The organism is Exiguobacterium sp. s91 (assembly GCF_018618915.1).
GTDB lineage: Bacteria > Bacillota > Bacilli > Exiguobacteriales > Exiguobacteriaceae > Exiguobacterium_A > Exiguobacterium_A abrahamii.
The window spans coordinates 942,378-969,213 of record NZ_JACSMZ010000001.1 but is presented as its reverse complement, the minus strand read 5'-3'; the positions used below and the strand labels follow the sequence as shown (position 1 = coordinate 969,213).

Here is a 26,836-nt window from a genome sequence, read left to right as displayed (position 1 = left end):
CATTACTCCAGGAATGACGTTGATCACGTATTCAACAAATCTTCGACCTCTTCCGTTCGTTTCGCTTTTTCCGAACGGCTTGGACGTTCACCAGCCTTCAGTTCGTCGAGCGAATATCCGAACGTCATCTCAAAATGAGGATAGTCGACGAATCGTTTCCAATCGCCTCCCCATTCGAAACCGAGCGCTTTTCCGATATCCGCGACTTCGCGCCAATCACTTTTCCCTGACTGATTCCCGTCATACTCAAGATCATATGAAATCTGGCCATTCACGAGCTGAACGAAATCGACAGCGAGTCCATAATTATGCATCGATTCACCACCACGTGCATTCGTGACGACTTCACCTGCCTTAGAACGTCCTTGTTCATAAAGCGCATTCTGTTGCTGAATCGAGCGGTATCCTTGCGTAATCTTGATATCGATATTGTAGCAAGAATGCGCCACACGGATCAGATCCTTTGCCCCCGCTTCGACAGCTGGGTGGAGACGCTTCAGGTTCGTCTCGCTTGCATTGATTAAGCGATCTTCTCCCGCTACGTCTCGTGGACAACTATCAATCCCGAGCTCCGGTTGATCCATTAAAATCGTCGGCATCCGATTCATGGATGCCGCAAGAAACAATCCAATCGCAAACATCGTCAATAAAAATACGATCCAACCGAAGATTGTTCCCCGTTTCATCAGCGGCGAAGCTTCTTCCGAAGTTTTTGTAGAATCGGTAACCCAGTCTCAAGCAACAGATAGAGCGGACGATTGAGTACATAATCGAACTCACCGATTTTTTCAATCATCCGGCTGCCCCAACCAGATTTAAAGGCGTAGAGTCCCGCGTAATGATCATCCGGGTCTGTCGAACCACTAACTCCACCGAAGTCATAGGAGAGCGCACCATGTTCTTTCGCATATTGCATCATCGTCCATTGCATCAAGTGGTTCGGCATGAACTCCCGGTACTCGTTCGATGAAGCGCCATATAAGTAATACGAGCGACGACCAGCAAGCGTCAAAAGACCACCAGACAGGATGATACCGTTTGGATGTTTAGCAGCAATCGTCATCAGTTCTGTCTTCGACTTCTCTGCTTTTTCGATTTGTGCTGTCGTCTGCTCCAAGCGATTGTTTAAGCTTTTTAGCTTCTTCTCGGCCGTCTCTTTCTCGAGCTGACGATGAATTTTCGAGAGTTCCTTGTCAGCTTGAAGTAATAAGGCTTCTGTATTCTCAAGCGCACGAACGACATCGAGTTTCGTCAAAAACAAGACTGCATCACCTTTTGGGTGAAGATGATCGTACAGATTTTCGAAATAATCCAGACCGCGGATTGAAAAACCATCCCTTTCGCCCGTCTCGACCATCAGCTTTGCGAATGTCTTTAGCCCTTCACGATCCGCTTGTTCGCATACGATCCCTTTGCGTTCAGCAAGGCGGACGTTGTAGCGGAACTTCGAATGGAAACCGTCGAAGATCTCTTTTTCTGTCCCTACAAGACTCGTCTCCATCGTAAAGCGTGGTTGCGCGTAGTCAAAACCGCCACCGAAGCCGTTATGTTTGAATCCGAGTCCTTGCATCTCCTGCAACAGACCAGGATATTCTTCCCGCTCGACGTTTGGATCAAATTTAATCGCAATTGCCTTCTGTTGTTTTGCGACACGAATCGCTTCGTCACGAAGGGCGCGAAGTGCGTCCGTATCTGTATAATCGACGACGAAACCGCGCGGTGCATAACAAAGCGTGAACGGTAGCTTCGGTACTTTCTTGAACAAAAGAAGACCAACTCCGGCAATCTCACCGGAAGCCGTTCCGACCGCGATACGTTCATGTGTCCATCCTGTCGCGCTTTTGACTTCTCCCCATGCCGGAAGCTGGAGTAAATCACCTTTGGGATGTGTTTTTACGAATGTTTCAAATTGATCTATGGTTACAACGATTGGTTGATAAGTCACTTCTGTTCCTCCATTTGCCGTATCATCTCTTTGACGATGATTTCCTCATCGAGCGGGAATTTCTCATCCCCAATGATTTGATATTTTTCATGGCCCTTACCGGCTAAGATGACGATATTATCTGGTCGTGCGAGTCGTGCTGCGTAACGCACAGCCTCTTCTCGATCACCGATTTCAACGAACTGATCGTGGGTCATCCCTTTGGCGATACCGGATGTAATCGAATCATATGCTTCATATCGTGGATCATCCGTTGTGATGACAACGGTTCCTGCGTACGTCGAAGCGAGTTCGCCCATTTTTGGTCGTTTCGTCACATCGCGATTTCCACCTGTCCCGATCAGGAAGACGATCTTTTCCTTCGGTACGTCAACGAGTGCTTTCAGACACTGTTCGATGCCATCAGGAGTGTGCGCATAGTCGACATACACGTTATATCCTTCAATCGGCAAGCGTTGCATCCGACCTTTTGCCGGACGGATTGCTGAAATCGCGCCTGCGATCGTTGCTAGATCATATCCGCAAGACAAGAGGATCCCTGTCGCAAGCAACAGATTATAGACGTTGAAGCGACCGATGAAATTCGCCGTGACATCGACTTGTTCTTCCTTGTACAGCATCGTGAACGTCGTTTGTTGAAGCGACTGTTCAATCGCTGTTGCTCGGAGGTCAGCTGCGTTGTCGATGCCGTATGTCATGACACGAGCACCTGTCATCATCTCATACAGCTCACTCGTCGGATCATCCGCATTCAAGACCGCAACTTTCTCTGTCGACAGCCGTTGACCGAGTTGTGCAAACAACAATCCTTTGGCACGCGCATAGTTTTCAAATGTTTTGTGGAAATCAAGATGATCATGCGTCAGATTTGTGAATCCCGCAACGTCGTAATCGACACCCGTTACCCGACCAAGCTCTAATCCATGTGAAGAAACTTCCATGATGACATCTTGGACATCTTCTTCATGCATCTGATGCAGAAATGCTTGTAACTCGGAGCTTTGTGGTGTCGTATTGCGACTTGGCACGACGCGGTCACCAATCTTGACTTCAACCGTACCGATGATGCCCGTCTTCCGACCAAGGTGCGCTAATATATCACGGACGATCGTCGTCGTCGTCGTTTTCCCATTCGTTCCCGTAATACCAATCATCCGCATCTTTTCAGAAGGATAATCATAGAATTTGCCAGCCAACTCGGCAATGGCACGTGATGTACTACGAACAAGAATGACAGGAATCGACACGTCGACCGGTTGTTCCGCAACGATCGCGACCGCTCCTTGTGCTTCCGCCTGTTTAGCATAGTCGTGTCCATCAACAGTATATCCTTTGATGGCGACGAACAATGTTCCCGGTTTAACATCCCGTGAATCGGTCGTAATGGACGTAACGTCCACTTCTACCATTCGTTCGATTTTTTGCGTCTGTATGACTTGAATCAATTCAGCTAAATTCAACGGTATTCCTTCTTTCTCGACATCGTCATTTCATATGTTTCATCTATTCCGTTCTGCTATCATGCTTCCTCTTCTTCGTCTGCCGGAAGAATATAGGCCTTTGCCGGTTCCTCCGAAAAGATGTGCTCAATCAGCCCTTCGATATCCGATGGACGAATCCGTTCGACATCCGCTAACACTTCTTCAAGTGATGGATGGCGATGTAGATGCAACTCATTTCGGGCGTTTCGATTCATGTGACTCGATGTGCCTTCGTTGCCTAGAATCAGAGAACCTTTCAGCTGTTCAATCCCATCTTCGAGTTCCTTCGTCGATAATCCATCCCGCTTCAAGCGATCAATTTCAGCAGCGAGGACCTGTTCGACCTCTTCGACCGATTCCGGAGACGTGCCGACATAGATCGTGAACGTTCCATGATCGTCAAACGTCGTGTAATAGGAAAAGACTGAATAGGCAAGACCGCGTTCCTCTCGGATTGATTGGAACAAGCGACTCGACATCGTCGCACCGAATGCATTATTGAGTAAGGCGAGGGCAGGCAAACGTGGGTCAGCAGAAGGAATCGCACGGAAATTATAACAAATATGAGCCTGTTCCGTATCCTTTTCCTTGCGAATCACACCATTTTGTAACCTTGGCTCTATCGTCTCGCGTGTCTTCGATCGTGATTCGAGAATCGACATCCGCTCTTGAATCTGCGCAATCAACGCGTCTGAGACGTTTCCGGCAACAGAAATGACGATTTGATCCGGAGCATACGCTTCTTCGAGATACCGCCCGATCATCGCTCGATCAATCCGAAGCACACTCTCTTCCGTTCCAAGAATCGGACGAGCCATGACATCCTCTCCGTAAGCCGCAACAGCTAATAACTCATGGACGAGATCATCTGGTGTGTCATCGTACATTTTAATCTCTTCAATGACGACCTTTTTCTCTTTTTCCAGTTCATCCGCGTCAAACGTCGATTCGAGGAACATATCCGCCAACACGTGAAAGGCTTCTCCTGCATGTTCATCTAATGTCTTGACGTAATAACACGTTTGATCCTTACTCGTGAACGCATTAATATTTCCACCAAGTCGATCAAAATAAACCGCAATCTCTTTTGCCGTATGGCGTTTTGTTCCTTTAAACATCATATGCTCGATGAGATGACTGATCCCATGCTCCTCGATCTGTTCCGTCCGGCTTCCTGCTTGAATGAAGATTCCGGTCGCGACGCTGCGTGCTTCCGGCATTCGTTCAACGATCAGTCGAACTCCGTTGTCTAATTGTAACCGTTCGATCATAGTAATTCCTCCAAATATAGGAAACAAGGTGGCTCTCGTTGCATTCTCTGCACCGTCGAGCCACCTTGGATTCATTAGTTACGACGTGGTGGACGTTGTCCGTCACGTGGTGGGCGTGAACCCTGATCCCGGCGTGGCGGGCGGTTCTCACGCTCTGTCTTTTTCTTTTCTTCATACGCTACACGATCTTCTTCGCTTAAGCCTTCGACGAGCAGGACTTTGTGCGAGGCGTTGACGCGTCCCTTGTCATCGATTTCTGTGACACGGACTTTTAGCTTATCTCCAAGTTTGACGACATCTTCCGTTTGACCGACACGGTTAAGTGCGAGTTCCGAAATGTGGACGAGTGCGTCTTTTCCTTTGAACAATTCGACGAATGCACCGAATTTCTCAACACGACGAACTGTTCCATCGAACTCTTCTCCGACGACGACTTCACGGACGATATCTTCGACCAATTGACGGGCACGATCGATGCCAGCTTGATCCGTCGATGCGATGAAGACTGTTCCGTCTTGATCGATGTCGATCTTGACGCCTGTCTCATCGATGATACCGTTGATGACTTTACCACCAGGTCCGATGACATCACGGATTTTATCTGGATTGATTTTGAGTGTGACGATTTTTGGTGCGTATTGTGACAATTCGACACGTGGTTCAGCGATGACCGTTTGCATATGCTCAAGAATGTGCAAACGACCAAGACGTGCTTGTTCGAGTGCTTCTTCGAGGATTTGACGCGTGATCCCGCCAATTTTCATATCCATTTGCAGAGCTGTGACACCTTCGTGAGTTCCAGCGACTTTGAAGTCCATATCTCCGAGATGATCTTCCATCCCTTGGATATCTGTCAAGATCGAGTAATTGTCGCCTTCCATGATCAAGCCCATCGCAATACCAGCGACAGGTGCTTTGAGTGGAACACCAGCATCCATCATGGCAAGGATCGAACCACAGATTGAAGCCTGTGATGAAGAACCGTTCGACTCAAGGACTTCCGACACGAGACGAATCGTGTACGGGAAATCGACTTCATTCGGAAGAACTGGTAAGAGTGCGCGTTCTCCAAGTGCCCCGTGACCGATTTCACGACGACCTGGTGCACGCATCGGACGTGCTTCTCCGACTGAGAATGGCGGGAAGTTATAGTGGTGCATGAAACGTTTCTCTTCCTTCAGACCAAGACCATCGATGATTTGAGCGTCACCCGCAACACCGAGTGTCGCAACAGACAAGACTTGCGTCTGACCGCGAGTGAACAAACCTGAACCGTGTGCACGTGGTAAGAGACCGACTTCTGAATCGAGTGGACGGATTTCAGCAAGACCACGACCATCTGGACGGACTTTGTCTTCCGTGATGAGACGACGGACTTCGTCTTTGACGAACTTGTTGAGAACGCCTGATACTTCTGCCAGTTGCTCTGCTGTGACTGACTCGTCAGCTGCATACAACTCGATGTATTTTGCGATGACTTCGTTGATGGCAACGTCACGTGCTTGTTTTTCTTCGACTTGAACTGCTTGTGTGACTTCTGCCAATGCTTCTGCTTTCAGGCGATTGACGATTGTCTCATCGAAGCTTGATACCGTGTAGTCGAACTTCTCTTTACCGACTTGTGCAACGATTTCTTCTTGGAACGCGATCATTTCCTTGATGACATCGTGTCCGAGCAAGATCGCTTCAAGCATCGCTTGCTCCGATACTTCCTTCGCACCTGCTTCAACCATGTTGACGGCATGTTTTGTCCCGGCAACTTGAAGGTCGATGTCGCTGACTTCCATTTGCGCTGAAGTCGGGTTCACGACGAACTCTCCGTCGACGCGACCGATCGTCACGCCTGCGATTGGACCGTCGAATGGAATATCCGAGATCGAAAGCGCAATCGAAGCTCCGATCATCGCAGCGACTTCTGGTGAATTGTCAGCATCTGACGAAAGAACCGTCGTCGCGACTTGAACGTCGTGACGGAAACCGTCCGGGAATAGTGGACGGATCGGACGGTCGATCAGACGCGAAGTCAAGATCGCGCTCTCTCCAGGGCGTCCTTCACGTTTGAGGAATCCACCTGGGATTTTCCCTGCCGCATATAATTTTTCTTCATAGTTCACTGTTAATGGGAAGAAATCTAAGTCCTTCGGTTGTTTTGATGCAACGACCGTAGCAAGAACGGCTGTATCGCCGTAACGAATCAATGCTGCTCCGTTCGCTTGTTTTGCTAATTGACCGATTTCAATCGTTAATGGACGTCCACCGAGTTCGGTCGAAAACGTCTGTTTTGTTTGTGACATGCACAAATCTCCTCTCACTGCTATCCGTTTTTTCATTCAAATCTAATTATGTAGGTTCTTGCGCAAAAAGTCCATGAATCGGCAAAAAAAAGAAACAGGAGACGATGCTCCTGCTTCCCTACCTCGTTCTCGTCGGGATTAGCGACGGAGACCAAGACGCTCGATCAACGAACGGTAACGTGCAACATCCTTGTTACGAAGGTATGTGAGCAAGTTACGGCGACGACCGACCATTTTCAAGAGACCACGACGTGAGTGGTGATCCTTTTTGTGTGTACGTAAGTGATCGTTCAAAGTTGTGATCTGTTCAGTTAAAACAGCAACTTGTACTTCCGGCGAACCAGTATCGCCTTGTTTCGTAGCATATGCTTCGATGATTTCGTTTTTACGTTCTTTTGTGAGTGCCATTGTCACTCCACCTCCATCTTATGAATGACCGTATTCCCGAGCATCGGATGGTGAGACCAGATGCCAAGTGAATCGGCTGTACGTGATCGTACTGACCTATCATAACGAACCCTGTCCGTACTGTCAAACGCTTAATCGTGTGTTTGCCTCTTCGCGGTCTCGTGCCAACTGTTCTTTCAATTGATCGATACCGTTGAAGGCTTTTTCATCGCGTAAATAAGCAATCCATTCAAGCGTCAATTCTTGACCGTAAAGATCCTCATCAAAGTCAAGAAGATGCGTCTCGATACTGACCTCTCCTGTCTCATAGAACGTCGGGCGTCTGCCGACGTTCGTCATCGCTTTGAAACGACGACCGTCCGCTAAGCGAACGAATGTCGCATACACACCAAGTTTCGGAATGACGTAAGAAAATTCCGGACGCATGTTGGCTGTCGGGAAGCCAATTTGTCGACCGCGTGCGTCACCGTGAATGATCGTGCCTTTGATTTGGTAAGGTTCTCCAAGCAAACGTGCAGCCGGTTCGACTTCTCCTGCAGCAAGTAAACGACGAATCCGGGTTGAGCTGATTTTTTCTGCTTCTTCTTGGAACTCTGCTACAACGGTGTGCGTGAACGTGCTCCGACTATGAAAATCAAGCGTCGTCATTTTTCCGGCTCCGAAGCGACCGTAGGAATAATCAAATCCAGCGACGACGTGCTCTGCTCCAGACGCAATCAGATATTCATCGACGAAAGCTTGTGGTGACAATTCCGAGAAAGGAATCGTGAACTCAATGACGTAAACACGATCGACACCAAGACGTTCGATTTTCTCTAATTTTCGTTCAAGCGGCGTGATGTAGCGGACCGGTTCATCCCCTTTACCAAGTACTTGTTTCGGATGTGGATCAAAGGTCATGACAGCCAAAGGAAGGCGACGAGCCTCCGCTTCTTTCCGTGCTGCTGCGATGACTTGCTGATGTCCGAGATGTACACCGTCAAAAAAGCCGAGCGCGATGACAGCAGGGTCTTTTTGAGGCTGTTCCGGATATGTCAAATGTATGATGTCCATGATGCTCTCTCCGATCTTAATCGATTTGTAGCATGACCTCGACGCGTGCTACCTGTTCTTCTGGAAGACGTCGATATAACGCTAAAGGTACGTCTTCTTCATTATAGACAGTAAACAGCTCGAATTCGACTGGAATGCTCGTCAGCTTGGCTCCATTTAAGACACGCTGCGCTGTTGCTGCGTCAACTGTCAATCGTGGCCATTTTTGGATGACGTGTTCGATCGGAAGGACGTGTTGCATCCGTTCTTCGACTGTCTCATACGATTCGAGTGTCTCGAGTGTGACGGTATCCGTCTCAGCAATCGCACCAGAACCTGTCCGGCGTAAGTCGCTCATGTGTGCGGCATAACCGAGTCGTTCTCCGATTTCGACTGCTAGTGTCCGGATATAGGTCCCTTTTCCACATGCGATATCGAGGCGGAAGCGACAAAGACCATCTTCGAACACGAGGTCCGATGTCCGTTCCAATCGATCGATACGGACGATCCGTGTCGGTCGCTCGACTTCAATCCCTTTTCGTGCATATTCGTATAGTTTCTTCCCGTTCACTTTGACTGCTGAATAATACGGTGGCGTCTGTTCGATCTCTCCTGTCAAGGCGCTCAGAATATCAGCGATTGCCGTTTCAGTAATACTTTCGGGTTCGACCGGTGTTTCACGAACGATCTCTCCGTGTGCATCTTCTGTAGTCGTTGCAAAACCGATCGTCACTTCCGCCGCGTAACGTTTTCCTTCATCCGTGATGAAACGGGCAAGTTTCGTCGCTCGACCGAGACAAATCGGTAAGACACCTGTTACTTCCGGGTCAAGCGTCCCTGTATGTCCGACTTTTTTCGTCTGAAACAAGCGACGTAGACGAAAGACACAATCATGACTCGTCATGCCGGCTGGTTTATCTAGTGGTAATACTCCGATGGGTTCCACGTGATGTCCTCCTTGAAAAAAGGCAACCACACGCGTGGTTGCCTTAGGTGTTAATCTTTGTTCAAATTCCGAAGCAACTCATCAATGCGTGATCCGTATTCGACAGAAGAATCGACCTCGAACAATAGTTCAGGTGTTTTCCGCAGACGAATCCGCGATCCGATTTCCTTACGCATGAAGCCTTTTGATTTTTCAAGACCGATGCGCGCATCCTCACGTGCTTTTTCGTCACCGAGGACTGAATAGAAGATCGTCGCTTGTTGCAAGTCTCCTGTCACTTCGACACCTGTGACGGTAATCGGCTTGACGCGTGGATCCTTGACATCCTTGATGAGCAGTTGCGTAATTTCCTTACGCACCTGTTCGGCGACACGATTCGAGCGTAAACTCATGTTTGTTCCCTCCAGTTCGGAAGAATGGATTCCGTTCTGTTACTTCCGTTTGACTTCTTCCATGATGAACGCTTCGATGACATCATCGACTTTTACGTCATCATAACGTTCGATCTTAATACCACACTCGTAACCAGCAGCGACTTCTTTGACATCATCTTTGAAGCGGCGAAGTGTATCGAGTTTTCCTTCGTAGATGACAATGCTGTCACGAACGACACGGACACCTGCATCACGCGTTAACTTACCTTCCGTGACATATCCACCCGCGATCGTACCGACTTTCGATACTTTGATGACATCGCGGACTTCAGCTTGACCGATGATTTTCTCGACGAATTCAGGATCAAGGAGACCTTTCATCGCTTGCTCGATTTCTTCAATCGCGTTATAGATGATCCGGTGAAGACGAATTTCAACCTTCTCCTGATCCGCCATTGATTTCGCGTTACCATCCGGACGAACGTTGAATCCGATGATGATCGCATTTGCTGCCGAGGCGAGGATGACGTCACCTTCCGTGATCGCACCAACACCTGAGTGTACGATGTTAATTTTAACACCTTCGACATCAATTTTCTTCAATGAACCGGCTAAGGCTTCAACTGAACCTTGGACATCACCTTTGATGATGATGTTGAGGTCCTTGACTTCGCCTTCTTTGATGCGGTCGAAGAGATCTTCTAAGCTAACTTTCGCTGAATCGCGACGTTGTGCTTCGATTTCACGTTGGTAACGTGCTTCACCGATTTGGCGTGCTTTTTTCTCATCTTCGAATGCGAAGAATTGATCGCCCGCTTTCGGGACATCGTTTAGACCTGTGATTTCGATTGGCGTCGATGGTCCGACTTCTTTGACACGACGACCGATATCGTTGACCATTGCCCGGATACGACCGAACGTGTGACCGACAACGATCGGGTCACCAACGCGAAGTGTTCCGTGTTGAACGAGAAGTGTAGCGACTGGACCGCGTCCTTTATCGAGTTTCGCCTCGATGACTGTTCCGCGACCGTTCATGTCTGGTGTTGATTTGTATTCTTGAACTTCTGAGACGAGAAGGATCATCTCGAGCAATTCGTCGATGCCGTCTCCTTTAAGAGCTGAAACCGGTACGAAGATCGTATCGCCGCCCCAGTCCTCTGCAACGAGTTCGAACTCTGTCAATTCTTGTTTGACACGGTCAGGGTTCGCACCCTCTTTATCCATCTTGTTGACAGCGACGATGATTGGAACGCCAGCTGCTTTCGCGTGGCTGATCGCTTCTTCCGTCTGCGGCATGACACCGTCATCGGCTGCAACGACGATGATCGCGATATCCGTGACATCTGCTCCACGTGCACGCATCGTCGTGAACGCCGCGTGACCTGGTGTATCAAGGAACGTGATCTTCTTGCCGTCGATCTCAACTTGGTAAGCACCGATGTGCTGCGTGATCCCGCCGGCTTCGCCTGCAGTGACCTTCGTGTTACGGATCGAATCGAGCAATGTCGTTTTACCGTGGTCGACGTGTCCCATGATCGTAACGACCGGTGGACGCTCAGACAATTCGTACTGGTCAAGGTTCAATTCGTATTGATCAAAGTCCGTCTCATCGACTTGGACAGTCTTTTCGACTTCAAAACCAAACTCTGTCGCGAGCAGTTCGACTGTCTCGTCATCAAGATCTTGGTTGATCGTCGCCATGACACCGAGACCCATCAATTTCATGATCAGTTCATTCGGTTTTTTCGCCATTTTTTCAGCGAGTTCACCGACTGTCAAGTTGTCAGAGTATTGAACGACGTTTGCCATCGCCTCTTCTTGCGCCCGGCGAGCTGCTTTCCGTTGACTCGACTTCGAGTTCGGATCCGCTACTTCAAGTTTGCGTGGTTCTGCTTTCTTTTGGTTCGGACGACGTTTGCCGCCACGGTTGTTACGGTTGCCGAATTCTGGGCGTCCGCCTTTGCTGTTACGTGATTGGTTACCTGCTGGTTTGTTTGTACTTCCTGGTCGGTTCGGTTTATTATCTGATTTCACTTGTTTTGGAGCCTCCGTCTTTTGAGCCCGATATTTTTCGGGATTAAATACTTGATCGAGTTGCTGTACTGTCTGTTCATCTAATACTGCCATATGATTCTTGACTGGTTTCTCCAGCTTTTCGAGCTGGGTGATGACCTGCTTACTTGTTACGTTTTGTTCCTTGGCGAATTCGTATACACGTTTACCCAAAGGATCCACCTCCAATTAGTCGTTCGAGAGGAGTTCAGTTAGCTTTTTCGCAAATCCGGCTTCATTGACTGACACGACAACACGCGCATCCTTTCCTAATGCTTGACCGAGAATCGTCCGGTCGGCGACTTCTAGGTAAGGAACCTGATAACTCGTACATTTATCTGTGACTTTCTTACGCGTGGCAGCCCCCGCATCTGCTGCTAAAAGAACAAGCTTCGCTTGTCCTCCTCGTACTTCTTTCAGTACGAGTTCTTCTCCCGTCGTCACTTTTCTAGCTCGATTCGCGAGACCGAGAAGGGATTCCCATTTACTCATTTGTACCTCCCGCGATTTCAAGCAATTCATCGTATAAGGCATCTGTCGTCTTGACCTTCAAATGATGATCAAGCGTCCGTTTTTTCTTCGCCGTCGCAATGACTGCCGCATCTTTCGATAAATAGGCACCTCGCCCATTCATCTTACCATTTAAATCGATGACGACCTCTTGTTCAGGTGTCCGGACGACACGAATTAATTCTTTTTTCGGTTTCATTTCTTGTGTGATGACACACTTACGTAATGGTACCTTTTTTTGCACGAATTATTCCTCGCCTTCGACTTGGACCGCTTCTACTACCGGCTCTTCCGTCGCGAAGACATCTTCGAGATCCATCGCTTCCGCTTCAGACTCGCTCTTGATGTCGATTTTCCATCCTGTCAATTTCGCTGCGAGACGCGCGTTTTGACCACGTTTCCCGATTGCAAGCGACAATTGGAAATCCGGAACGACGACGATTGTCGCTTTCGCTGGTTCGTTGACATAGACCGCAACGACTTGAGCTGGGCTAAGCGCGTTCGCGACATATTCTTTCGGATCATCCGAGTAACGGACGATATCGATTTTTTCCCCGTTTAAATCATTGACGATGCGTTGAACACGCGCCCCTTTTTGTCCGACACATGCACCGACTGGATCGATGTCATCCGCCGCGACTGCGATTTTCGAACGGTCGCCCGCTTCACGCGCCACAGACTTGACTTCGACTTCGCCACTTGAAATCTCTGGTACTTCGATTTCAAAGAGACGTTTTAAGAGACCTGGATGTGTCCGTGATACAAGAATCGATGCCCCTGATCCTTTGACCATTGGATCAACTTTCGTGACGTACACCTTGATGCGATCACGAATCCCGAAACGCTCGTTCGGCATTTGCTCGTGTGTCGTCAAGACAGCTTCGATACCTTCTAGGTTGACGTACAAGTTGCGTGCATCTTGACGCTCGACGATACCTGTCATGATCTCGTCTTCACGATCCGCGAAATGATTGTAGATGCGTTCGCGTTCTGCTTCACGCATTTTTTGTGTGACGATCTGTTTCGCCGTTTGTGCTGCAACACGACCGAAGTCGCCTGGCGTCACTTCGACTTTATGGAAATCGCCGAGTTCATATGTCGGATCGATCTCGTGCGCTTCTTCAAGCGAAAGTTGCTCTTCTGGTTGTGTCAATCGTTCGACGACTTCCTTAAGCGCGAAGACACGGATGTCTCCTGTCTGCTGGTCGAATTCGACCTTTACAGCCTCCGATTCTTTTCCGAAGTTGCGTCGGTACGCTGAAATCAATGCCTGTTCGAGCGCATCGATGATGATGTTCTTGTCAATTTCCTTCTCTTTCGCGATTTGATTGATCGCCTCGAGTAACTGTGGTCCCATCGTTCTCTTCCTTTCCGTCAGAACATTACCGCAAGTCGCGCAAGTGAAATCTTGTCGACCGGTATCTCAATTTTCAATTTTCTTGTTTTGACACGCACTTCGATTTCAAGCATCTCAGGTGTGTACGCGAGCAACGTTCCTTCGAATTCAACCGCATTCTTTACTGGATCGTGCGTTTTGATGTACACATGTTTCCCAATCGCCTTTTCGAAGTCCTCGTCTTTCTTCAGTGGACGTTCCGCTCCTGGACTAGCGACGTCGAGGTAATACGGCTCGTCGATCGGATCATTGTCATTCAATGCTTCCGATAACTGTTCATTGATTTTGACGCAGTCTTCAAGATCTACGCCACCCTCTTTGTCGATGGAGACACGTAGGAACCAATCCGCCCCTTCTTTGACGAATTCAACGTCGACTAGCTCCATCCCCTCTCGTTCGACGATTGGTTTTGCGAGCGCTTCGACCTTTTCCGTTACGTTCGTCATCTTCATCCTCCTTCAAAAAACAAACAAGAAAGGAGCAGGTCCCCCTACTCCTTCCAAGTCGTAGTATAAAAAACATTTCCTCACTCAATATAGCATAGGAAAGCGCTCAAAGCAAGTGTTCCTAAGGGCTTACAAGTCGAACAAGGAGAGCTGATTCTCGTCTGGTAACCCTTCGAGACAGCCTAGGTTATCGAGCGTCTCGATGATCGATTTCGACAATTTAGCGCGTTTTTGGAGGTCTTCCTTCGAGAGGAATTCGCCGCCTTTACGTGCTTCGACGATTTGCTTCGCAGCATTCGTCCCGAGACCTGTCACGGCATTAAACGGTGGTAACAACGTATCCCCATCAATGAGGAATTCCGTTGCACTTGAGCGATAGAGATCGACTTTTTGGAACGTAAAGCCGCGTTCGATCATCTCAAGCGCGATTTCAAGAACCGTGTACAATCCCTTATCCTTCGCCGTCGCTTCGAAACCTTTGTCCTTGATGTCTTGCAAGACTTTCCGAACGGCAGCAGATCCCTTATTCATCGCGCCGATATCAAAGTCACCCGCACGTACCGTAAAGTACGAAGCGTAGTAATACATCGGATGATGGACTTTATAATAGGCAATCCGGACAGCCATCAAGACGTAGGCAGCAGCATGGGCTTTCGGGAACATGTACTTGATTTTCTTACAAGAATCGATATACCAGAGTGGCACATCGTTCTCGATCATCGCCTCTTCCATGTCAATCGAGAGTCCTTTCCCTTTACGGACCGACTCCATGATTTTAAAGGCAAGTGACGGCTCAAGACCGGCGTAGATCAAGTAGACCATGATGTCATCTCGACAACCGATGACATCTTTTAGTTCACACGTTCCGTTGTAGATCAATTCGCTGGCGTTTCCAAGCCAGACATCCGTTCCGTGCGAGAGTCCTGAAATCTGAACGAGCTCTGAGAACGTCGTCGGTTTCGTCTCCTCTAACATTTGGCGAACGAACTTTGTCCCGAACTCCGGAATGCCGAGCGTCCCTGTTTTTGAATCAATCTGTTCCGGCGTTACACCGATCGATTCCGTCGAACTGAAGATTTTCATGACTTCCGGGTCATCGACCGGAATCGTCTTCGGATCTCGTCCTGACAGATCTTGTAGCATCCGGATCATTGTCGGGTCATCGTGACCGAGGATATCGAGTTTGAGTAAGTTATCGTGAATCGAGTGAAAGTCAAAGTGTGTCGTCTTCCATTCAGAACCCATATCGTCTGCCGGATACTGAATCGGACTAATATCGTAAATATCCATATAGTCCGGTACGACGATGATCCCACCCGGGTGTTGTCCGGTCGTCCGTTTGACACCGGTGACACCACTGACGAGACGATCGACTTCCGCATTCCGATACGTCAACTCATTCTCCGACTGATACCCTTTGACGTAGCCATACGCTGTCTTCTCAGCGATCGTTCCGATCGTTCCGGCACGATAGACGTAATCGTCACCGAACAGGACTTTCGTATAGGCGTGTGCTTGTGGCTGGTATTCTCCACTGAAGTTCAAATCGATATCCGGTACTTTATCCCCTTTAAATCCGAGGAACGTCTCGAAAGGAATATCATGACCATCCTTGAACAATGGGACATCACATTTCGAACAGGACTTATCCGGTAAATCGAATCCCGAACCAACGGAACCGTCATCGAAGAACTCCGATTCCTTACAATTCGGACAGACGTAATGCGGGGGCAATGGATTGACTTCCGTGATCTCGGTCATCGTCGCAACGAGACTTGATCCGACCGATCCCCGTGAACCGACCAAATAGCCGTCGTCGAGTGATTTTTTAACGAGTTTATGGGAAATCAGATAGATAACGGCGAATCCATGACCGATGATCGACTTCAACTCTTTTTCGAGGCGGGCTTCGACGATCTCTGGTAACGTGTCGCCGTAAATCCGGTGCGCCATATCGTACGACAAGTTTCGGACTTCTTCATCTGCCCCTTCGATCTTCGGTGTATAGAGATCCTTTGGAATGATGTCGATGTTCTCGAATTGCTCCGCGACAGCTTGACTGTTCGTGATGACGAGACGTTCCGACACATCCGGTCCGAGGAACTTGAAGTCGTCCATCATTTCCTTCGTCGTCCGGAAGTGTGCCGGTGGCAATTGTTTTCGCATATTCAGCATGTTTGCTCCACCTTGCGTCCGAATCAAAATCTCCCGGTACGTCGCGTCATGTTGATCGAGGTAATGCACGTTTCCTGTCGCGACTGGTAAAATATCATGTTCTTCCGCAACGCGGATGATCTTTTTGATCAGTTCGCGCAGTTCGAGTTCATTCTGAACGATTTCCCGTTCGATCAAATGACCATACATCGCGGGTGGCTGAATCTCGATGAAATCATAGAACTGCATCACTTTTGCTAAATCTTCGTCCGACTTGTTCAAGGCGGCATCAAACACTTCGCCATTATCGCAAGCTGATCCGATGATCAATCCATCTCGGTGTGCGACGAGTTGCGAGCGTGGTGTACGGACGACACGGTGCACGTGTTTCGTATGAGCAATCGAAATCAATTGGTACAAATTCTTCAAGCCCGTCCGATTCTTCGCATAGACCGTCGCGTGGTATGGTCGTGCCCGCGAGATATCTTTCCCCATCTCACGGTTGAGTGAGGCGTGTGTCTTCATGTCGAACATCTCATCCGCCATTTGCAGCAACTTGACCATCAAGTAGCCTGTCGCTTCCGCGTCATAAATGGCACGGTGATGCTGCGTCAATTCGATGTCAAATCGTTTCGCGAGTGTGTTCAATCGGTGGTTTTTTAGCGTCGGCATCAAGACACGGGCTAGCTCAAGCGTATCAATGACTGGCAAGACCGATTCATCGTGTCCACCGGATCGTAGTGTTGCATTCAAGAATCCGATATCGAATGAGGCATTATGGGCAACGAGAATCGAATCGCCGACCCAGTCCATGAATTCCTTGACGACTTGTTCCGGGTCTGGTTTTCCCCGGACCATATCATCGGTGATTCCTGTCAAATCAATCGTCGTCGCCGACAATAGATGCTTCGGATCCGCGAACGCTTCGAACTTATCGATGATATCACCGTCGTGGATCTTGACGGCTGCAAGTTCGATGATCTTGTTGTACATCGCCGATAAACCCGTCGTCTCGACGTCAAAGACAACGAATGTCGCGTCATCTAAGTTACGGTCCACGGGATGATAGGCGACTTGCACCCCGTCATCGACGACATTCGCTTCGATTCCATACAATACCTTGATATCGTTTTTCTTTCCGGCATAGTAGGCATCCGGGAAACTTTGGGCACCCGCGTGATCCGTGATCGCAACAGCAGGATGACCCCATTTCGCCGCGCGTTCGACGTATTTCGTCACGTTCATGACCGCGTCCATCTGGCTCATTTGCGAGTGCGCGTGTAACTCGACACGCTTCTCGCCTGCCCAAGGGTCAGCATGGGCTTCCATCTTCACTTCTGACAGTTGGGCAATCATCATACAAAGATCGCGCAGGAATGTATCGAACTCAACGCGGCCTGCCGCCTGGATCCACATCCCTTTTTTGATCGCAGAGAGAATCTTGACGTCTGTTTCGTCACGCGCAAACATCTTGACGACAAGGGAGTCCGTATAATCCGTCATCTTAAACGTAAAGATTGTCTTTCCGCTTCGTAATTCACGACTTTCAGCTGAGAAAACGAGACCTCGGATCGCGATCCGTCGTTCCTCGTCTTGGATCGTCTTGATTGGGACAATCTCATCTTGAATTGGTTTCCCGATCCGGATCTCAACCGGTCCTTCATCGTCATCCCGCGATTGTTCCCGCTTGAATTGCAACTCGAGCATCCGTTTTGCTTCTTCCATGTCTTCCTGTTTCACCTGATTGCGCAACGCTTCTTGTTTCGATTCGTTGATTTGAACAATCGGTTCACAGTTGAATTTCGGAAATCCGTAAGCACTGTAAAGTAACTGCAACTCACCACATAAGCTACTTTTTAAGAATCCTGCTTCCGGTTCACTCCGGACCGGAATGAATAATTTCTGTTCTTTGAACTCCGGTAAGACCCGTCCAAGTTGTGTCCGCATCGCCGATGAGACATCTGCGAGATCCTGCACGACGTATGGCCAGTAATCATGATACAGGCGTTCGTCTGGTCGACCATCCGCGTATAGGATGACTTTGACTTCGGCGAATTGCTGATACCGACTTATCAAACGACTCGTAAAGAGTTGATAGACGTTTTGGGGCAAAACGTGTGGCAAGCGGATCTCAAATGTCCAGGTTGCTTTTGCTTTATTGACGCGAAGCTTCTCAAGAACTGCTTCGTTAAAGTATTCTTCAATGATACCGTTCGGTAATTCCAAGTCACTCAGCAACAGTGACATGCGTTGTTGTGTATCCACTCGCAATTGTGCTGTCTGATCGCTTCACACCGTGACAGCAACTCCTCCTCCTCTTGCGGATTGCCCAAGGGGCGAATGGGTGTGAGACAAGAAAACAGTCACTTTATGAAAAGTGACCGTCTCCATTCTTTATTCTAAACCTTCATAGAGTGAACGAACAGCCTCAACGACTTGTTCTTGTCCAATTTCTTCTGCATCGCCACCGCGACGGGCTTTTAATTCGACGATTCCTTCTGCCGCTTTTTTGCCGACGTTCAAGCGAACCGGTAGACCGATCAAATCTGCATCGGCGAATTTGACGCCTGCTCGTTCTTTTCGGTCGTCAAGCAGGACGCTGAAACCTGCAGCTGTCAACTCTCGGTATAGTGTTTCTCCGAGTTCAAGCTGTTCTGCATTTTTACCATTGACGACAATCAAATGGACATCATATGGTGCGATCGCTTTTGGCCAAATGATCCCGCGCTCATCGTAATGCTGTTCGACGACTGCCGACAATGTCCGCGAGACACCGATGCCGTAACATCCCATGATGAGTGGTTGTGCTTTACCGCCTTCATCGAGGAACGTCGCTCCCATTCCTTCAGAGTAACGTGTTCCGAGTTTGAAGACTTGACCGACTTCGATGCCACGTGCGAATTTAACGTTTCCGTTGCCGTCTGGTGACGCGTCACCTTCTTCGACGAAGCGCAAGTCTGTATAGTCTGCTTCGAAATCACGACTTGGGTCGACATGGATATAATGCGTTTCCGCTTTGTTTGCACCACAGACAGCGTTCGTCAAGGCACGAATCGCGTAATCGGCGACGATCTTCATGTCTGCCCCAATCGGTCCGAGTGTTCCAGGCGTTGAGTGAAGCGCTGCTTCAATCTCTTCGTCGCTCGCCATCGTGATGTCGAGTGCTCCCAGATAGTTTTTCAACTTGATATCGTTGACTTCGTGATCGCCCCGGACGAGTGCCATGACAAGCCCTTGCTCCGTCTTGAAGATGACGGTCTTGATTGATTCGTTTGCTGGTAAATTCAGATGTGCGCTGACCGCTTCGATCGTCTTCGCATCTGCCGTATGCACTTCTTCAAGTGCTTCTGGTGCTTTGTCTTGCTTCGGATAGGCATCGATGGACTCTGCCATCTCTAAGTTCGCTGCATAATCCGATTGGTCCGAGTAGACGATCGTATCTTCACCGATTGCTGCTAACGCATGGAACTCATGTGTTCCACTACCACCGATTGCACCTGAGTCAGCGACGACTGGACGGAACTCAAGACCAACACGTGTGAAGATCCGCGAATACGTATCAAACATGTTTTGATACTCTTCGTCTAAGCTCTCTTGTGAAGAATGGAACGAATAAGCGTCCTTCATGATGAACTCACGACCACGTAATAAACCGAAACGTGGACGACGTTCGTCACGGTACTTCATTTGAATCTGGAAGAGATTGACCGGTAACTTTTTGTACGAGTTCAATTCATCGCGAACGATTGAAGTGATCAGTTCCTCGTGCGTCGCTCCGAGCGCGAACCGGCGATCATGACGATCCGTCAAGCGCATTAATTCAGGTCCATAGATATCCCAGCGTCCTGTTTCTTCCCATAGTTCAGCTGGTTGAATCGCTGGCATTAGTAATTCTTGCGCACCCGCCGCTTCTAATTCCTCGCGGATGATCGTCTCGATGTTTGCGAGTACTCGTTTTGCGAGTGGTAGATACGAATAGATCCCAGCGGCATTTTGACGCATGAATCCTGCACGAAGCAAGAGTTGGTGACTGATGGCTTCTGCATCAGATGGTACTTCACGCAACGTTGGCATGAATAGTTTTGATTGTTTCATAATGAGTCACGAACTCCTTTGACTGAGTGATTAATTAAAAGAATTTTTGAATGTCGTTCCAAGTGACGACGAGCATGAGTAGCATCAAAAGCGCAAAACCGACGAAGTGAACCAATCCTTCTTTTTGAGGATCAACTGGTTTACCGCGTAAGGCTTCAAGGAAGAGGAACAACAATCGTCCTCCGTCAAGTGCTGGAAGTGGCAATAAGTTGAAGACTGCTAAGTTGACGGACAACAATGCTGTCCATGTGAATAGCATCGAGAACCCACTATCTGCGACCTGATCGGTCATTTTGACGATCCCGACTGGTCCTGATAATTGATCGACGCCAACGACACCCGTTACGAGATCTCCAACAGCTCCGACGATAAGCGTCGACATCCGCCATGTTTCTGAAACGCCCGTTTGTAGTGCTGTTCCGAATGATTTTTCTGTCTCATTCGTGACACCGATGATGCCAACCTTCTGTTCCCCTTGCTGTTGCACTTTTGGCGTGATCTCAGTTGTCGTCTCTTTTCCATCACGCTCATATTTTACTTCTGTCGCTTTCCCAGCACGATCTTGGAATCCAGCACGTAAATCTGTCCATTTTGCTGTATCCTGTCCGTTGACCGAGATAATCCGGTCACCTTCAACAAGTCCTGCTTGATCGGCAGGTGAACCTTTTTGTACTGTTCCGATGACGCTTTCCCCTGTCGGAGAACCATTATATAAGGCAAGACCGAATAAAATGACGAACGCAAGGACAAAGTTCATGAACGGTCCTGCAGCAATCGCAAGGACGCGTTTCCATACGGATTTCGAACCAAATGTGCGGTCATATGGCGCAATTTGTGTCCGTGTCTGACCTTCGACAAGAAATGCTGTCGGTGAGACAGGATAGCGAACCGATGTCTCGTCTTGTAACCCAACGAGTTCGAGTTGACGCAACAAGTCAATCCGCTCGACAGTAACGACTTGATCGACTTGTGGCTGATCCGCATCGAAATAAATCGTCTCGATGACGCCGTCCTTTAACTGTAATCCGACGGTTTGACCTGATTTGATCTCTACGAGTTCAGGTTCTTCACCCGCCATCTTGACGTAACCGCCAATCGGCAACAGGCGCACCGTGTACAACGTCTCATTCTTAAACACTGAAAAGATCTTCGGTCCAAATCCAATCGCGAATTCCCGACAGAGAATACCTGCCCGCTTCGCCATTACGAGATGACCCCATTCATGGACGGCGACGAGTACACCGAACATCAGCACGATTGAAATAAAGGTCGTCATTACTTATCCCATCCTTAGTTAGCGAATGTAAGAGACGATACGAACTCACGCGCCCATCGATCAGCTTCAAGGATTTGATCCAAAGAAGGCTCCTCGATAAGCTCATGAGCTTGAAGCGCCGCCTCAACGCTCGCTTCGATTTCTAAAAAGCGAATGTCCCCTTTTAAGAAACGGTCCACCGCTTGTTCGTTCGCAGCATTGAGTACTGATGGCATCGATCCGCCGGCTTGACCCGCTTCAAAAGCAAGTCGTAACAACGGATAACGCTCAAATGATGCATCAGCAAAGTGTAAGCGTCCGATTTCCTTTAAGTTTAACCGTTCTCCCCCTTGGATTTCAAGGCGGGACGGATATGTAAGAGCGTACTGAATCGGTTCTCGCATGTCGGGCATACCAAGCTGAGCCATGATAGCTCCATCGTTAAATTCGACCATCGAGTGAATGATGGATTCACGGTGAATGACGACATCGATATCCGCATAGTCGACATCAAATAACCAGTGCGCTTCAATGACTTCGAACCCTTTGTTCATCATCGTCGCCGAATCAATCGTGATTTTTGCTCCCATCGACCAGTTCGGATGCGCGAGTGCTTGTTCGACCGTCACGTCTGCCAGTTCTTCACGTGATTGATCACGGAAGCTTCCGCCTGATGCTGTCAAGATGATTTGACGCACATCTTCTCGCCGCTCCCCGTTCAAGCATTGGAAAATCGCCGCATGTTCACTATCAACGGGTAAAATCGTCACGTTTTTTTCACGTGCAAGCTTCATGACAAGGTGCCCTGCCGTAACGAGTGTTTCTTTGTTCGCAAGACCAATCGTTTTACCCGCCTCAATCGCGGCAAGCGTTGGACGTAAACCAACAGCTCCTACGACCGCTGTAATGACCGTATCGACTTCAGGATGCGTTACGACATCAAGCAATCCTTCTTCACCGATGACGATCGTCGGCTGATAGTTTAACTGTTGCTCGAGTTCTTGACGTGTTGCCTCATCTTGGACTCCGACAAGCATCGGTTGCAAACGATTCAACCACGGTACAGCAACCGTCGTGTTGCGACCAAATGCAAAACTCGTCAATTCAAAAAGATCTGGATTAGCCGCAATGACATCAAGCGTCTGCGTACCAATCGATCCCGTTCCACCGATGATACTGATTTTCTTCATAATGAAGCGCCTCCTCAAGCAAAGATATCGAGTACGACGAGGACCGTAAAGACGATCATCATGCTGTCGAACCGATCTAGAATACCACCATGGCCCGGTAGTAACGTTCCAGAATCCTTCACACCATAATGGCGTTTGTAAGCGGACTGGACCAAGTCACCAAGTTGCCCAACGACGGCAACGATGATGGCAAGGACAATGACTTTCCCAAAACCGACTGTCGGTTCGATACTTTCAAACACGACACCGAGTAAGATGGCAAGTAGCACGCCACCGACTGCCCCTTCAATCGTCTTGTTCGGGCTGATTGACGGCCACAGTTTATTCTTGCCAAATCGTTTCCCGACGAAGTACGCCCCTGAATCCGTAAACCAGATCAAGAGAATGATCAAGAGCGACCACGTTAATCCATGTTCGAGTAAGCGGATGTAGGCGAACGATGCAAAACCGACACCGACATAAACCGCAGTCAGCAGTAAAAAGGCGACATCATCGAACGTAAAGACATTTTTCGAAAACACATTCCAAAAGAGACCGATCAATAAAATGATCATTGCCCAAGCGATTGGTGAAAGTCCGATTGGGAGTGTCCGATCGACTGCCTCTTCATAGATACCGACGAATGGTAATAATGTGCCGATCCCGAATAAAATCCGTGGAATGCGCGAGCCGCTCCATTGTCGCATCCGGACAAGCTCGGTATAACCGAGAATCGTTAGTACTGCCATAAACGCTAAAAAGGGAAGTCCACCGATGTACAAAAGCGCCAAAAAGATGGCGCCTGCCCATATCCCTGTGATAATCCGAGTTTTCATAAGCTAGTTCCTCATTTAATCAGACGCCGCCAAATCGGCGTGTCCGTTGATTGTAATCTTCAATTGCTGCCAAGAAAGCATCCCGACGAAACTCTGGCCACAAGACATCTGTAAAATAAAACTCTGCGTACGCCGCTTGCCAAAGTAAGAAGTTCGATAACCGTTGTTCGCCACTTGTTCGAATCACGAAATCGACATCGGTTACGGATCCTGTCATTAGCTCGCGCTCGATCGTCTCCGGTGTAATCGCGTCCGGTGACAATGTTCCTGCCTGAACCTGTGCGCCCAGTTTTTGCATGACTTGCACGAGCTCATCGCGTCCTCCATAATTCAGAGCGAAAATCAGACGAAGTCCTGTATTGTGTTGCGTATCCAGTTTCGCTTGTTCCACTGCCTCACGTGTGAAATGAGGGAGGCGTGACACTTCTCCTGCTACCTCGACTTTGACATTTTGCGCGTCTAACTCTTTTAAATCCGACTCTAAAAATTGTGCCGGTAGCTTCATGAGAAAACTCACTTCTTCTTCCGGACGCGTCCAATTCTCCGTCGAGAAGGCGTATAATGTCAGACTCTTAACGCCGAGTTCATTTGCAACCCGAACGACTTCACGAATCGATTTCATGCCTTCGCGATGTCCCATGATACGCGGAAGTCCGCGTTTTTGTGCCCATCTACCGTTTCCATCCATGATGATAGCGACGTGCTCAGGCACCCGGTCATAGGTTTCGGTTTCTTTCGTCTGATTCAACCATTGAAACATCCGTACTTCCTCCTCTCTCAATTATGAAGAAAGGGACTCTTCGTGTGACAAAGAGTCCCCCCCATGACGATCCGTCGCGTCATACTTCCATGATTTCTTGTTCTTTTTCCGTTGCTGTCTGATCAAGTTGTTTAACGAACTTGTCTGTCAACGTTTGAACATCTTCTGTGTATCCACGCAAATCATCTTCTGTCAATGCACCATCTTTTTCTTGTTTCTTTAACTGCTCGTTCGTATCACGACGAATGTTACGGAGGGCAACCTTACCTTCTTCCGTATACTTCTTGACGAGTTTGACGAGTTCCTTCCGGCGCTCTTCCGTTAGTGGTGGAATCGCAAGACGGATGACCGTACCATCAGATGATGGCGCAAGACCAAGATCAGCACGTTGAATCGCTTTTTCAATCTCGCTGACCATTGATTTATCCCATGGAGTGATCAAGATCAGACGTGCTTCTGGTGTGTTGACGTTCGCTACTTGATTGAGCGGTGTCGGTGCACCGTAGTATTCGACTTGAACGGGATCTAAAATCGCAACGTTCGCACGACCAGCTCGGAGTGTCGCAAGTTCTTTCTTAAGTGAAAGATGTGCTTTTTCCATCCGTTCTTCGGCTTGTTTTAAAATTTCTTTTGACATATTATTTCCCCCTTACGATTGTCCCGATTTCGTCACCGATGACGACACGTTTGATGTTACCTTCTTCCATCAACGAGAAGACGATGAGCGGGATGTCATTGTCCATACAAAGTGATGTTGCTGTAGAATCCATGACTTGAAGTCCATCCTTTAAGACATCCAAGTAAGAGAGCGTTTCGAACTTCTTCGCTTCTGGATCAACATTCGGGTCAGCTGAGTAGACACCATCAACGTTGTTTTTCGCCATCAAGATGACCTCTGCTTCAATTTCAGCTGCACGAAGAGCAGCTGTCGTATCTGTCGAGAAGTACGGATTCCCTGTACCTGCTGCAAAGATGACGACGCGTCCTTTTTCAAGGTGACGCATCGCACGACGGCGAATGTACGGTTCTGCTACTTGGCGCATCTCGATTGATGTTTGAACACGTGTTTCAACACCTACATCTTCTAAGCTGTCTTGAAGCGCAAGCGAGTTCATGACTGTCGCTAGCATCCCCATATAATCGGCGTTGGCCCGGTCCATCCCAAGTTCTGCACCTGTTTTGCCACGCCAAATGTTTCCAGCTCCGACGACGACCGCTACTTCAACGTTCAATTCAACTAATTCGCGAATCTGTTCCGAGATAGATTTGACGATGACAGGATTGATCCCAAACCCTTGATCTCCTGCGAGCGCTTCTCCGCTCAATTTTAACACAATCCGGTTATATTTCGGTTGCATGACTATGTCCCCCTTGCTAAATTCCGTAAAAAAGGAACACGAACCACTTCCACACGAAAGTGGATTGAAGCATACGTGTTCCTTCTCTTGTCATCAGGATGATCCCGATTCTTATTTTTTAAGTTGGTTCATAACTTCTTCAGCGAAGTTCTCTTCGCGTTTTTCCATACCTTCTCCAACTTCGAAGCGTACGAATGACACGACTTTACCGCCTTTAGATTCTACATATTTACCAACTTTGAAGTCTGGATCTTTGACGAACGTTTGATCGACGAGGCAGATTTCCTCGAAGAACTTGTTCATACGACCAACGATCATTTTTTCAACGATGTTAGCTGGTTTTCCTTCGTTCAACGCTTGCTCAGTGAGGACTTTTTCTTCACGCGCTTTTTCTTCTTCTGTGACAGAAGTACGGTCAACGTAAAGTGGACGTGCTGCTGCGATGTGCATTGCAACGTCTTTTGCAACTGTTTCGTCTGTCGTACCTTCGATGACGACGACTGAACCGATGCGTCCACCCATGTGGAGGTAAGAACCGAAGACTGCATCATCTGCTTTTGTGAAGAGCGCTACGCGACGGAGTGAGATTTTCTCTCCGATTGTTGAAGCTTCTTCTGAGATGTATGTGTCGATTGTTTTACCTGCTTCGTATTCAGAAGCAAGAGCAGCTTCTGCTGTCTCAGAACCGTTACGGAGAACAGCGTCTGCGATGTTTTGAACGAGTGTTTGGAAACGTTCGTTTTTCGCAACGAAGTCTGTTTCTGAGTTGATTTCGACGAGTGCCGCTTTGTTGCCGTCAACTGCAACTGCAGTCAACCCTTCAGCTGCAATACGATCGCCTTTTGCTGCTGCTTTAGCGATCCCTTTTTCACGCAAGAAATCTACTGCTGCGTTCATGTCACCGTCAGTTTCAACGAGTGCTTTTTTGCAGTCGAGCATACCTGCACCTGTTTTTTCACGAAGTTCTTTAACCATTGCTGCTGTAATAGCCATTCGATATTCCTCCTTATAACATCCTTAGTTTCAAAAAAAAGGTGATAAAAGGTCGATT

At 48.5% G+C, this 26,836-nt stretch carries 23 protein-coding genes; all 23 read right to left on the bottom strand.

What is annotated here, in order from left to right; genetic code table 11:
• Positions 1 to 23: 23 nt before the first annotated feature.
• Complete coding sequence (locus KNQ06_RS04815) at positions 24 to 686, bottom strand: M15 family metallopeptidase (protein ID WP_251133473.1); 663 nt, start codon at positions 684 to 686, stop codon at positions 24 to 26.
• Positions 686 to 1,945 (bottom strand): lipid II:glycine glycyltransferase FemX, encoded by a 1,260-nt coding sequence (locus tag KNQ06_RS04810; RefSeq protein WP_214770670.1) that lies wholly within the window; start codon positions 1,943 to 1,945, stop codon positions 686 to 688. Before KNQ06_RS04810 ends, KNQ06_RS04815 begins: the two co-directional genes overlap by 1 nt.
• A complete protein-coding gene (locus KNQ06_RS04805; RefSeq protein ID WP_483299296.1) occupies positions 1,942 to 3,390 on the bottom strand; it encodes a UDP-N-acetylmuramoyl-L-alanyl-D-glutamate--2,6-diaminopimelate ligase in 1,449 nt (482 codons plus the stop codon). Before KNQ06_RS04805 ends, KNQ06_RS04810 begins: the two co-directional genes overlap by 4 nt.
• Before the next feature lie 74 nt (positions 3,391 to 3,464).
• Positions 3,465 to 4,697: a M16 family metallopeptidase gene (locus tag KNQ06_RS04800; protein ID WP_215147441.1), complete on the bottom strand. Its 1,233-nt coding sequence runs from the start codon at positions 4,695 to 4,697 to the stop codon at positions 3,465 to 3,467.
• Positions 4,698 to 4,771: 74 nt separating this feature from the next.
• Positions 4,772 to 6,991 (bottom strand): polyribonucleotide nucleotidyltransferase, encoded by a 2,220-nt coding sequence (pnp, locus tag KNQ06_RS04795; RefSeq protein WP_215147439.1) that lies wholly within the window; start codon positions 6,989 to 6,991, stop codon positions 4,772 to 4,774.
• A 138-nt stretch (positions 6,992 to 7,129) separates the two neighbouring features.
• Positions 7,130 to 7,399, bottom strand: a complete 270-nt coding sequence (gene rpsO / locus KNQ06_RS04790) for a 30S ribosomal protein S15 (RefSeq protein WP_023468676.1) — start codon at positions 7,397 to 7,399, stop codon at positions 7,130 to 7,132.
• Positions 7,400 to 7,522: 123 nt separating this feature from the next.
• On the bottom strand, positions 7,523 to 8,452 hold the full coding sequence (locus tag KNQ06_RS04785; protein ID WP_214723588.1) for a bifunctional riboflavin kinase/FAD synthetase: 930 nt from the start codon (positions 8,450 to 8,452) through the stop codon (positions 7,523 to 7,525).
• Between the two features lie 16 nt (positions 8,453 to 8,468).
• The gene (gene truB, locus KNQ06_RS04780; protein ID WP_214805148.1) at positions 8,469 to 9,377 is read right to left on the bottom strand and encodes a tRNA pseudouridine(55) synthase TruB; all 909 of its coding nucleotides are present in this window, start codon (positions 9,375 to 9,377) and stop codon (positions 8,469 to 8,471) included.
• A 50-nt stretch (positions 9,378 to 9,427) separates the two neighbouring features.
• Positions 9,428 to 9,769, bottom strand: coding sequence for a 30S ribosome-binding factor RbfA (gene rbfA, locus KNQ06_RS04775; protein WP_023468679.1), 342 nt, complete (start codon positions 9,767 to 9,769; stop codon positions 9,428 to 9,430).
• A gap of 39 nt (positions 9,770 to 9,808) precedes the next feature.
• Positions 9,809 to 11,980, bottom strand: coding sequence for a translation initiation factor IF-2 (gene infB, locus KNQ06_RS04770; protein WP_023468680.1), 2,172 nt, complete (start codon positions 11,978 to 11,980; stop codon positions 9,809 to 9,811).
• A 15-nt stretch (positions 11,981 to 11,995) separates the two neighbouring features.
• Positions 11,996 to 12,298 carry a YlxQ family RNA-binding protein gene (locus KNQ06_RS04760; RefSeq protein ID WP_023468681.1) on the bottom strand — a complete coding sequence of 101 codons (303 nt, stop codon included), beginning with the start codon at positions 12,296 to 12,298 and terminating at the stop codon, positions 11,996 to 11,998.
• Complete coding sequence (gene rnpM, locus KNQ06_RS04755) at positions 12,291 to 12,560, bottom strand: RNase P modulator RnpM (RefSeq protein WP_023468682.1); 270 nt, start codon at positions 12,558 to 12,560, stop codon at positions 12,291 to 12,293. The genes KNQ06_RS04760 and rnpM overlap by 8 nt, the downstream gene beginning before the upstream one ends.
• Before the next feature lie 3 nt (positions 12,561 to 12,563).
• Positions 12,564 to 13,673, bottom strand: a complete 1,110-nt coding sequence (gene nusA, locus KNQ06_RS04750) for a transcription termination factor NusA (RefSeq protein ID WP_058713731.1) — start codon at positions 13,671 to 13,673, stop codon at positions 12,564 to 12,566.
• 17 nt (positions 13,674 to 13,690) lie between these two features.
• On the bottom strand, positions 13,691 to 14,158 hold the full coding sequence (gene rimP / locus KNQ06_RS04745) for a ribosome maturation factor RimP (RefSeq protein WP_023468684.1): 468 nt from the start codon (positions 14,156 to 14,158) through the stop codon (positions 13,691 to 13,693).
• A gap of 129 nt (positions 14,159 to 14,287) precedes the next feature.
• Complete coding sequence (locus tag KNQ06_RS04740; RefSeq protein WP_483299325.1) at positions 14,288 to 18,577, bottom strand: PolC-type DNA polymerase III; 4,290 nt, start codon at positions 18,575 to 18,577, stop codon at positions 14,288 to 14,290.
• 129 nt (positions 18,578 to 18,706) lie between these two features.
• Entirely contained in the window at positions 18,707 to 20,407 is a 1,701-nt protein-coding gene (locus tag KNQ06_RS04735) for a proline--tRNA ligase (RefSeq protein WP_047393839.1), read from the bottom strand.
• A 34-nt stretch (positions 20,408 to 20,441) separates the two neighbouring features.
• Positions 20,442 to 21,683, bottom strand: a complete 1,242-nt coding sequence (gene rseP, locus KNQ06_RS04730; RefSeq protein WP_215147437.1) for an RIP metalloprotease RseP — start codon at positions 21,681 to 21,683, stop codon at positions 20,442 to 20,444.
• Between the two features lie 14 nt (positions 21,684 to 21,697).
• A complete protein-coding gene (locus KNQ06_RS04725) occupies positions 21,698 to 22,852 on the bottom strand; it encodes a 1-deoxy-D-xylulose-5-phosphate reductoisomerase (protein ID WP_215147435.1) in 1,155 nt (384 codons plus the stop codon).
• A gap of 14 nt (positions 22,853 to 22,866) precedes the next feature.
• Positions 22,867 to 23,667, bottom strand: a complete 801-nt coding sequence (locus KNQ06_RS04720) for a phosphatidate cytidylyltransferase (protein WP_023468689.1) — start codon at positions 23,665 to 23,667, stop codon at positions 22,867 to 22,869.
• A gap of 19 nt (positions 23,668 to 23,686) precedes the next feature.
• A complete protein-coding gene (locus tag KNQ06_RS04715) occupies positions 23,687 to 24,427 on the bottom strand; it encodes an undecaprenyl pyrophosphate synthase (RefSeq protein WP_029342046.1) in 741 nt (246 codons plus the stop codon).
• 79 nt (positions 24,428 to 24,506) lie between these two features.
• Positions 24,507 to 25,064, bottom strand: coding sequence for a ribosome recycling factor (frr, locus tag KNQ06_RS04710; RefSeq protein WP_058704863.1), 558 nt, complete (start codon positions 25,062 to 25,064; stop codon positions 24,507 to 24,509).
• A gap of 1 nt (position 25,065) precedes the next feature.
• Positions 25,066 to 25,785 carry a UMP kinase gene (pyrH, locus tag KNQ06_RS04705; protein WP_029342047.1) on the bottom strand — a complete coding sequence of 240 codons (720 nt, stop codon included), beginning with the start codon at positions 25,783 to 25,785 and terminating at the stop codon, positions 25,066 to 25,068.
• A 111-nt stretch (positions 25,786 to 25,896) separates the two neighbouring features.
• Positions 25,897 to 26,778: a translation elongation factor Ts gene (gene tsf / locus KNQ06_RS04700; RefSeq protein ID WP_023468693.1), complete on the bottom strand. Its 882-nt coding sequence runs from the start codon at positions 26,776 to 26,778 to the stop codon at positions 25,897 to 25,899.
• Positions 26,779 to 26,836 lie beyond the last annotated feature (58 nt).